Origin of the sequence: Candidatus Aquicultor secundus, assembly GCF_002791875.1 — a bacterium.
GTDB lineage: Bacteria > Actinomycetota > Aquicultoria > Aquicultorales > Aquicultoraceae > Aquicultor_A > Aquicultor_A secundus.
Genome location: NZ_PFNG01000245.1, coordinates 9860 through 19123 on the forward strand (window position 1 = coordinate 9860; position 9264 = coordinate 19123).

A 9264-nucleotide genomic window follows, 5' to 3' on the forward strand; every position below is an offset into this window, starting at 1 on the left:
AGCACCCCATGAATAGAGCCGAAGCCGCCAAGGTTATCAAGAACTCATTCTTTAATTAAGCTTTCATCTAGGAGCCTGCTGCTGAAAAACGGTAGACCGTAATTGGATACGGCTTACAACCTATCAGCTAATGTACCTGATCTTTTAGATCGAAGTAGCCGCAACCCGATTTTGTCGTGTGTAATTTGTAATGGTCCTTAAGGTAGAGCAAAAGCTCGCGCTCTTTTGCGGAGTTAAGGGGGACATAATAGCCGGCGCCGTGCGAGCGCAGGAACTCAAACGAATCCAGGCTCAAGTTGTTGCTCCGCCAGCCCCGGTGCCCGCTATAGTAAAGAATCGCCGGATTATAGCTGCCGAGTATTACCGGCTCATGCGGTCTCAGGATGCCCTTTAACTCTATCCCAAACTTATACAGCGAACTATCCTGTTTATATAAAGACGAAACCGCCTGATACGACTGGTAGCCGATAACCCCGGCCAGAATCGCCGCAATCGCCCACGTGGCTTTATACTTCAACAGAAGCCCAAGCGACCTCGCCATGAAAAACGCCGCAATCGGCAACAGGGGCACCAGATAATAATCTATCCTGATAACGGCGGCGATTGTTATCGCATAAAGCAGCATCGCGCCGGCCCACGCGTAAAAGGGTTTAAGCCGGTGCTCTCTGAACCCCACGCGAAACGGAATGAGGCCGATAAGAAGCAGGATTATTCCCACCGGGGTAAGGGCCGCAGGTAAGAACTTTGAGAAGTACCCGGTACCTTCGGGTGAGGTAATCGCCGTGAGCATCTGCGGGATAACGTGTTTTGCGGTTACATTGGACACGAATTTTCCGGTAATAATAGTTGGTTTTGCGTAGTTGTGGTAATCGTAATGCGAGCCAAAATGTGAGACCAGCCAGCTTGAATAGACGAAAAATACCGTCGTCACCCCGAGGATGATCGCGTAATAAATGATAATCCACCAGTTTTTCATGGTACGCCCGCCGAACCTATCCCAAGCAATTGCCAGCACCGGTATAAATAAGAAAATATTGGGGAGCTTGGCGAGAACGGAAAGCGCACCGGCAACAGCGGCAAGGGAGAAGCTTCGCCTATCCTGCTTCTCGCACCACACTGAGAAGTAGAAAAGGGAGGCTATCCCGAAAAAAAGCATCGCTGCCTCAGGTTGCACCGCCCTGCCGTAGAAGACGCCCATCGGCAGGATTGCAAAGATCAGCGCCGCAAGGTTGGCGGTCAACCGGTCTGTATAGCGTTTAACCAGCAGGTAAAGAAAAAGTACCGCGCCGGTAAAAAAGAACACGGGGACGATCCGGGCGAGAACATCGCTTACACCGCCAATTTTAAAGAGGATAGCGATGATAAAGGTGGTTATCTGAAACTCGAGCTGGCCGTAATTCGGCCCCGGCCCATCGTATTCCAGTTGGGGGTGGAGGATGTTGAACTCGTGCTCGGCGAAGTTGCGCGCGATCGAGGCGGTATCCACCTGCCGCCAGCTCGAGAAATCCACCAGAGGTGCGGTAATCCCATAAAGCCTGATCGAGAAGGCGATTATTAAAATCACCAGCAACCACGGATCGATAGGCAGACCCTTACCCGGTTTCTTACTGCTAACGGTGTTATCACTACTACTGGACGTCATGAAGTTTAGCTTAGTCGAGCTTGCCTAAAAAATCTACCGTCAGGGCAACAAAAAAGCGGGAGAAAGTCTCCCGCTTCGAATGTGCTTGCGCGTTCCGCAGTTAGTTAGCTGTAGAACTCGCCCCGACCGTCACACTTACGTCTGTCGAGACGGTAATATCGATCGTTCGCAGTGCGTTGCTCCACTTGACGTACGCGCCTAAATTCTCGACGACAAACCGCAGCGGAATAAACGTGCTTCCATTTTTCAGGCACGGTTTCGCGTCGAGCTTAACCTCGGTGCCGTTTACCAGCGCGGTATCGGAACCGATTGTCAGGGCAGTGTTTCCGCCCGGATAGATAATGTTTATCTTCTTATCTTCGCTCTGCCACATCACATTGGCGCCGAGCGCCTCAAAGAGCTGGCGTACCGGGACCAGCGTGTGGCCTTTGCTGATGAACGCGGGAGGATTGGAATAGAGCAACTGACCGTTGATGTAGATTAAAAGATCGTTGCTGGGGTTGTTTGAGATATTGAACATGCTTTTTGGATAGGCGACGAATTCCTGAACGAACATCTTGCCGTAAGCGCCGCCATCAATGGCACCTATGCCGACATGCGTGTATTTTGGCTCAAGCATGTTATCTTTATGCGAAGGGCTATTCATCAGGCCCTCGAACGCCGCCTCAACCGTAGGGGCGCCCGCAAGGTTCTCGCCCGCGAGCAACCAGCCATCCGGCACGCCTGCGGCGTTAACCCTATCCAGCAACTCACCCGAAATCGGGGAGCTGTGGCTAAAGAAGCTGTGATCTATCATCTCCTGGCCGTACCTTCGTGCCATGAGTTCAAGCTTGGGGTCGATCTCAAGCGCGTTAAGTCCGCTTGATCTTCTCTCTTTGTTCAAGAGGTTGAGCATATACTGTTCGTCTGCGTTAAGTGTTATTGCGTAAGCTGGTAGGATTAAAATAAAGAGTGTGATCAGGGCTAGGGCGATGAGGACGATAGAGCGTGTCCTAAATCCCATTACAACCATCCTTTCGTGCAGGGCTCACTGCTATTGGCCTTTAGTCTCTTATTAGTATGGATTTGTTAAGCAGCATCCCTATCACGAATTAACGAGTGAAAGTTTGGCGCCCGGCATGTTCGTAGGCATGCTTTAACAGGCGGTCAAACAATTGCTTTAGAAATATATCGACAAGCAGCAAGTTTACTTTAGGGGAGTATGCGGCAGGCAACATAAAGCACAGTATATATGTCATTCTGAGGCGATAGCCGAAGAATCTCGGGTGTTTTATTCTGGATTCCGGCTCCCGGATTCCGGCTTCTATTGTATAATGGTTGAGTCCCTGTTAGGTTCTAATCGAAACAATCAACCGGGTTAAAGAGCGATGAAAAAGGTACTGATCTCAGGCTATTACGGATTTGGAAATACCGGCGACGAAGCAATCCTCTCGGCGATGATTACCTCGCTGCGCTCTGAGATCCCCAATGTCGACATCACCGTTTCATCCTTCCATCCACATGAGACCGAGGCCGGATACGGCGTCAAAGCAATCCCACGATCGATCAAGGATATCCGGCGAACATTAAGGAAAAGCGACCTCTTTATAAGCGGCGGCGGAGGGCTCCTGCAGGATGTGACGAGCGGGCGCAGTCTCGCGTATTATTGCCTGCTTTTAATACTGGCAAGGGTCGAGCGTGTTCCCGTGATGATATACGGGCAGGGGATAGGCCCGATTAAGAGATTCTTCAGCAAATTCTTGGTGAAACTCGCGATTTCGGGGTGTAATGTAATCGCCGTGCGGGACGAGGGGTCAAAGAGGGTTCTCGAAAAGATAGGCGTGCGGCGTGAAATAGTTGTTACGGCCGACCCCGCGTTGCTGCTAAAGCCGGTGCGGGTTTCCAGGCTTGCCGGTGTTAAGCGACCGGCGATTGGTTTTGCGCTGAGGGCGTGGCCGGGGATCGACTTTACGCGTATCGCGAAGGCCGCCGATGAAGTTGCCGACAGGTTTGATGCGAGCGTGGTCTTGATCCCGTTTCACGGCAGCCGTGATAGATCGGTCGCGGAGCAGGTTGCCGGCAGGATGGTGCGGAAGGCTCTGGTAATCGATGATGTCGAGTTACCGTCAGAAACCCTTGGTGTGATCGGGGAGCTGGATGCTCTGGTCGGGATGAGGCTTCACTCGACCATTTTTGCGGCCGTACAGGGGGTTCCTTTTGTTCCGGTTGCGTATGATCCCAAGGTTGAGGAGTTTGCTTCCTCGGTTGGTGCGTTGCAGCCGATTGCATGTAAGGATATTACGTCTGATACGCTTATTCCCAGGATTGAAAAATTGCTCGGGCTCAACGGCGGTTTTGCGTATTCGGTTGAGGGCTTGCGGATGCGGGCAAGACATAACGCTGTTCTTGCAAAGCACCTGCTTAAAGAGCGGCGTATTCTTGGAATACGATTTGATGCGCTTGAGATGGATGAAGCTGCTGCGATTATTGAAGGTTACATAGCAGAGAAAAAGCCTCATCTTGTGGTTACCTTAAATGCCGAGATGATGGTCACGGCCGGAAACGATGAGGGGTTCAGGTCGGTTTTGAAAAAGGCCGATCTTCTCGTCCCCGATAGCATAGGCATCGTGTGGGCGGGACGACTGAGGGCAAGGGTGCCCGGCATAGATATGGTCGATGAGCTGGCCAAGAGGGCGGCTTTGAGGGGCCACAGGGTTTTTATGATAGGTGCAAAGCAAGACGTCGTTGAGGAGGCTGCGGCCGAGTTACAACGGCGCTACCCGGGCTTAAAAATCGTCGGCGCCCGCTGCGGATATTTCTCGAAAAGGGAAGAGAAGCAGGTCGTCGACGAGATCAGGCAAGCGAGCCCGGATATACTCTTTGTCGGGTTGGGGATGGGCAAACAGGAAAAATGGATCGCCAAACACTTGTATTATTTGAACGTGCCCGTATGCCTTGGGGTAGGAGGAAGTTTTGACGTTATCGCCGGCAAGGTAAAACAGGCGCCGGTATGGATCAGGCAGGCGGGGTTGGAGTGGTTGTATCGCTTATTGCAGCAGCCGACTCGGCTGAAAAGAATGCTGGCCTTACCGAAATTCGTCTTCATGGTGATACGCGAGCGCCGCCTGTACTAGTCATATTGCCTTACGTAAAAATCTACTCGAATGGGCTTAGACATCTTTCATATTTGCTGCTACACTTGCGCAAACAGCCCAACATCATACAAGGATAAGAGATATACTTTGAGCAGGGGAAAGTCTCTGGCCATCTCGGCCGTTACAGTAACTATAGCAACCTTTTTGGGCCGGATATTTGGTTTTGTCAGAGAGATGGTTATCGCCAATAAGTTTGGCGCGACCGCCAAGACCGATGCTTTCCTGGTAGCTTTTACTATCCCCAATATTATCTACAGCCTGGTAGTCATGGGTGCGCTTAGCGCGTCGTTTATCCCGGTCTTTACGGGCCTTCTTGCGAATGAAAAAGAGAAGGATGCCTGGCGTTTGGCATACACGATCTTTAACCTGCTCCTGATTATTTTTGGTGTAATAACGGTTCTTCTTATTCTGCTGGCCCCGAAGGTCATATTTCTTTTAGTGCCCGGTTTCGATACGCCGGGCCAATCTGAATTAGCGGCAAACTTGCTCAGGATGATGGCCCCCGCCTTGGTTTTTATGGGCATCTCGGGCCTCATGGCGGGAATCCTCAACTCGTACAACCACTTTGCGGCACCGAGCCTGGTCGCCCTGGTCCAAAACGTCGTAATGGTCGGGTCGATACTGGTTTTTGCCAGCAGGATGGGTATCTACGGTACGGCGGTCGGCCTTCTCTTGGGTTCTATCGGGCAGGTGGTAATACAGCTTCCTTTTGTTATCAAGAGAGGCCTTGCTTTTCGACCCACGCTCAGCTTAAAACATGAGGATCTGGCCACGGTTGGAAAACTCTTTGTGCCGGTACTGATAGGTCTTGGGGCGAGTCAATCAAATACGATAATCGACAAGTGGATGGCGTCATTCTTGAGCGTTGGCAGTATCACCTACCTCAATGACGCTTTCAAAGTCGGCAGCCTGCCGTTGAATACGCTGGTCGCTGCGATAGCTATAGTGCTGTTTCCGATGTTATCGAGACACGCCGCAAGGGATGATGTGGATTCGCTAAAAAACACGGTCTCGCTTGGCATCAGGATGATAGCGCTCGTAGCGATCCCGTCCACCGTGAGCCTCTTTGTTTTAAGCTTTCCGATAATCAAGCTGCTGTTCCAGCACGGGGCGTTCGGACCCGACGCAACACGCGCAACGGCGCCGGCGCTTGCGGCTTACTCCTTCGGCCTTTTCGCTATGGGGCTCAACATGCTGATCGTAAGAGCTTTTTATGCGTTGAAAGACGGTATAACGCCCATGAAGGCATCCATAGCCTTCATGTTTATGCTTGTAGGGCTCGATCTTGTGTTTATGCGGTTCATGGCGCACGTAGGTCTTGCCGTCGGGTATGCGCTCGCGGTGAGCTTGATGGTACTGATACTTCTTCGGGGACTGCGCAAGCGCTTAGGTGGTATAAACGGGCTGCAGATAGCCAGGTCGCTCTCGAAGATACTGGTAGCGGCATTGGCAATGGGGGTTGCAACATGGGCCGCCTCCGGATATCTCACGGGTCTGCCGGGCTCGGGCTCTAAACTGCACGAGCTCACTATTGTCGGGGCGTCTCTCGGCGTCGGGGCGGCCGTCTACACCGCGCTTCTTGTGCTCTTGAAGGCGGACGAGGTGATGCTGGTCTGGCAGGTTGTGCGCTCCAAGCTCTCCCGTAACGGGCTTGCACCCGACGGTATTGTCAGGTAAAGCGGCTCTCAGGGTTAAACTAATCAAGTATTCTATGTTAATATAAGGAATTGTGATTTGGTGGTACGGTAGTTATGGTAGCGCTAAACCGGCGACGGGTCGAGAAGGGACTTAGACGGACATAATAGAGCAGGTAAGGCAGAACTTAAAGGACGCTCTACGATACATAAACGACAGGATTACCGGTACCGTGGACGTCGGGATAATCCTTGGCTCCGGGCTAGGAAGTCTGGTCGATGCTGTTGAAAATCCCAAGGTGTTTCCATATAAAGAAATACCTCATTTTCCCAAGTCGACTACGGAGGGCCACCCCGGCAATCTGGTAATCGGCAAGTTGGCGGGAAAACGGGTTGCTATCATGCAGGGGCGTTTTCATTACTACGAAGGCTATACCTCTTCGGGAGTCGCTTTTCCAATCAGGGTTCTAAAGGGGTTGGGTGCACATGCCGTTATCATCACCTGTGCCGCAGGCGGTTTAAGGACCGATCTTAAAGCAGGCGACATTATGGCGATAACCGATTACGTGAATTTAATGGGCGCAAACCCGCTCATCGGGCCAAACGACGAGCAGTTCGGGCCGAGATTCGTCGATATGTCGGAAGCTTTTGATAAGGGGCTTCTCGCCACTGTCGAGGACGCTGCGCGGCAGGAAGGCGTTGATTTAAAGGAGGGCGTTTACGTCGCGGTGCTGGGCCCGAGCTATGAAACACCGGCTGAGATAACGTTTATGAGAACCATCGGTGATGCCGTGGGTATGTCCATGGTGCCCGAGGTTATTGCGGCGCGGCATTTGGGGATGAAGGTACTTGGAATGGCCGCTATCACCAATACGCCGCAGGCAGAGCGCAAGCTAAGTCATGAGGAAGTTCTAATTGAAGCGCAGAGATGCTCGGAGAAGTTGATAAAACTCATACTCAGGGTTTTGGAAGGTGTATAGAATATGATTTAAGAATATGATTTAAGCAGATCATCTAAGAAGATGTAAGGAGTCGTCTTCTTAGATGACAGGAAGTTTAAAAATAGATTCAAGAGGGAGCGAATAGTGATGAAGTATGACGTAAAAGATCTCGGCCTCGCCGAAGCCGGAAAGAAAAGAATTGAATGGGCCGACAAAGATATGCCGGTTTTGCGGCTGATACGCGAGCGTTTTGAGCGCGACAAACCGCTTAAAGGCATAAGGGTATCGGCGTGCCTCCACGTTACCTCAGAGACGGCCAACCTTATGAGGACGTTAAAGGCCGGTGGCGCCGACGTAGTTCTTTGTGCGTCAAATCCGCTCAGCACGCAGGATGAGGTTGCCGCGTCGCTCGTAAAGGACTATGAAATACCGGTGTTTGCCATAAAGGGCGAGGATGATGCGACCTACTATAGGCATATTAACGATGCCCTCGATCATCATCCGCAAATGACAATGGACGACGGCGCCGATCTTGTATCGGTACTTCACACCGAGCGCCCCGATCAGGTAAAAGATATCATAGGGGGAACCGAGGAGACCACAACCGGCGTAATCAGGCTTAAAAGTATGGCCGAGCAGAGCGTGCTTAAGTACCCGATTGTCGCTGTAAACGATGCGCTAACAAAGCACTTTTTCGATAACCGCTACGGCACCGGGCAGAGCACGGTCGACGGCATTCTGCGTGCGACCAATGTTTTGCTTGCCGGTAAGACCTTTGTTGTTTCCGGTTATGGGTGGTGCGGCAGGGGACTCGCCATGCGCGCGAACGGTATGGGGGCTAATGTGGTTATCATCGAGGTCGACCCGCTGAAGGCGCTCGAGGCTGTTATGGACGGTTACCGGGTAATGACCTCGGTTGAAGCGGCTATGATCGCCGATATCTGGGTTACGGCGACCGGCGACCTGCACGTGATAGATGAGCGGCACTTTAAAGTTATGAAGGACGGCGCTATTATCGCCAACAGCGGTCACTTTAATGTTGAGATAAACATACCGGCCCTCGAGGCCATGTCCGAGCCCCGCAGGGAAGTACGCCCGTTTGTGGATGAATTCCTGACAAATGACGGTAGGCGTATTTACTTACTTGCCGACGGCAGGCTGGTAAACCTTGCCGCCGCCGAGGGCCATCCGGCAAGCGTTATGGATATGAGCTTTGCAAATCAGGCGCTCTCGGCCGAGTATATGCTTGCTACGGGCAAGAAGTTAGAGGATACCGTCTATCCGGTTCCGGCCGATATCGATGCCGATATCGCCAAGCTGAAGCTCGCGTCGATGGGTATCAAGATAGACAAACTCACCGAGGAGCAGGATAAATACCTGCATTCATGGGAGATGGGCACGTAATTCATGTGAGTTTTTTCATTAAGGGGAGGAAGATGAAGACTGTTGCTTGGGCCGGCTGCGAAGAAGGAAGGACCGTAGGTTGGAGAAACTGCAAGGTAGTCCTGCTCGATCAGAACGCTTTGCCTCATAAAGAGGTGTTTATCGAGACATCGGATTATCTGCGGGTAGCCGAGGCCATCAAGACGCTGAGCGTAAGAGGAGCGCCGGCGATCGGGGTAGCCGCGGCATACGGCCTAGCCCTTGCAGGCTTGCAATCCAACGCCAAGGGCACACCGGAGTTTCTGCAGGAGATCGATCATGCAGCGGGCGTGCTGGGTTCCACCAGGCCGACCGCGATAAACTTGTTCTGGGCGCTCGATCGCATGAAAAAGACGGCGCACGGCAACTCACATCTTGCGGTAAGCAGGATGAAGAGGATTCTCAAAGAAGAGGCCGACGATATCGCCGATGAGGAACTTAAGATGAGCAGGCGTATGGGCCAGTTCGGCGCTGATCTATTGAAGAGCGGT

Annotated in this window: 6 protein-coding genes and 1 pseudogene; 5 read left to right on the forward strand and 2 right to left on the reverse strand. The window is 52.1% G+C overall.

The window, feature by feature from the left end; all coding sequences use genetic code 11:
- Positions 1-127 precede the first annotated feature (127 nt).
- Entirely contained in the window at positions 128-1642 is a 1515-nt protein-coding gene (locus COY37_RS10400; RefSeq protein ID WP_286977511.1) for an ArnT family glycosyltransferase, read from the reverse strand.
- 100 nt (positions 1643-1742) lie between these two features.
- Positions 1743-2645: a stalk domain-containing protein gene (locus COY37_RS10405; protein ID WP_286678883.1), complete on the reverse strand. Its 903-nt coding sequence runs from the start codon at positions 2643-2645 to the stop codon at positions 1743-1745.
- A gap of 364 nt (positions 2646-3009) precedes the next feature.
- Here COY37_RS10405 and csaB point away from each other — a divergent pair, with 364 nt between their 5' ends.
- The 5 genes and pseudogenes from csaB to COY37_RS10430 all read left to right on the forward strand — a co-directional run.
- Positions 3010-4755 (forward strand): polysaccharide pyruvyl transferase CsaB, encoded by a 1746-nt coding sequence (csaB, locus tag COY37_RS10410; RefSeq protein ID WP_286977512.1) that lies wholly within the window; start codon positions 3010-3012, stop codon positions 4753-4755.
- A gap of 108 nt (positions 4756-4863) precedes the next feature.
- Positions 4864-6453, forward strand: a complete 1590-nt coding sequence (murJ, locus tag COY37_RS10415) for a murein biosynthesis integral membrane protein MurJ (protein ID WP_286678885.1) — start codon at positions 4864-4866, stop codon at positions 6451-6453.
- A 124-nt stretch (positions 6454-6577) separates the two neighbouring features.
- A complete protein-coding gene (locus COY37_RS10420) occupies positions 6578-7390 on the forward strand; it encodes a purine-nucleoside phosphorylase (protein WP_286678887.1) in 813 nt (270 codons plus the stop codon).
- A gap of 108 nt (positions 7391-7498) precedes the next feature.
- Entirely contained in the window at positions 7499-8755 is a 1257-nt protein-coding gene (ahcY, locus tag COY37_RS10425) for an adenosylhomocysteinase (RefSeq protein WP_286678888.1), read from the forward strand.
- Positions 8756-8787: 32 nt separating this feature from the next.
- Positions 8788-9264, forward strand: a pseudogene (locus COY37_RS10430) (S-methyl-5-thioribose-1-phosphate isomerase); the annotation flags it as partial.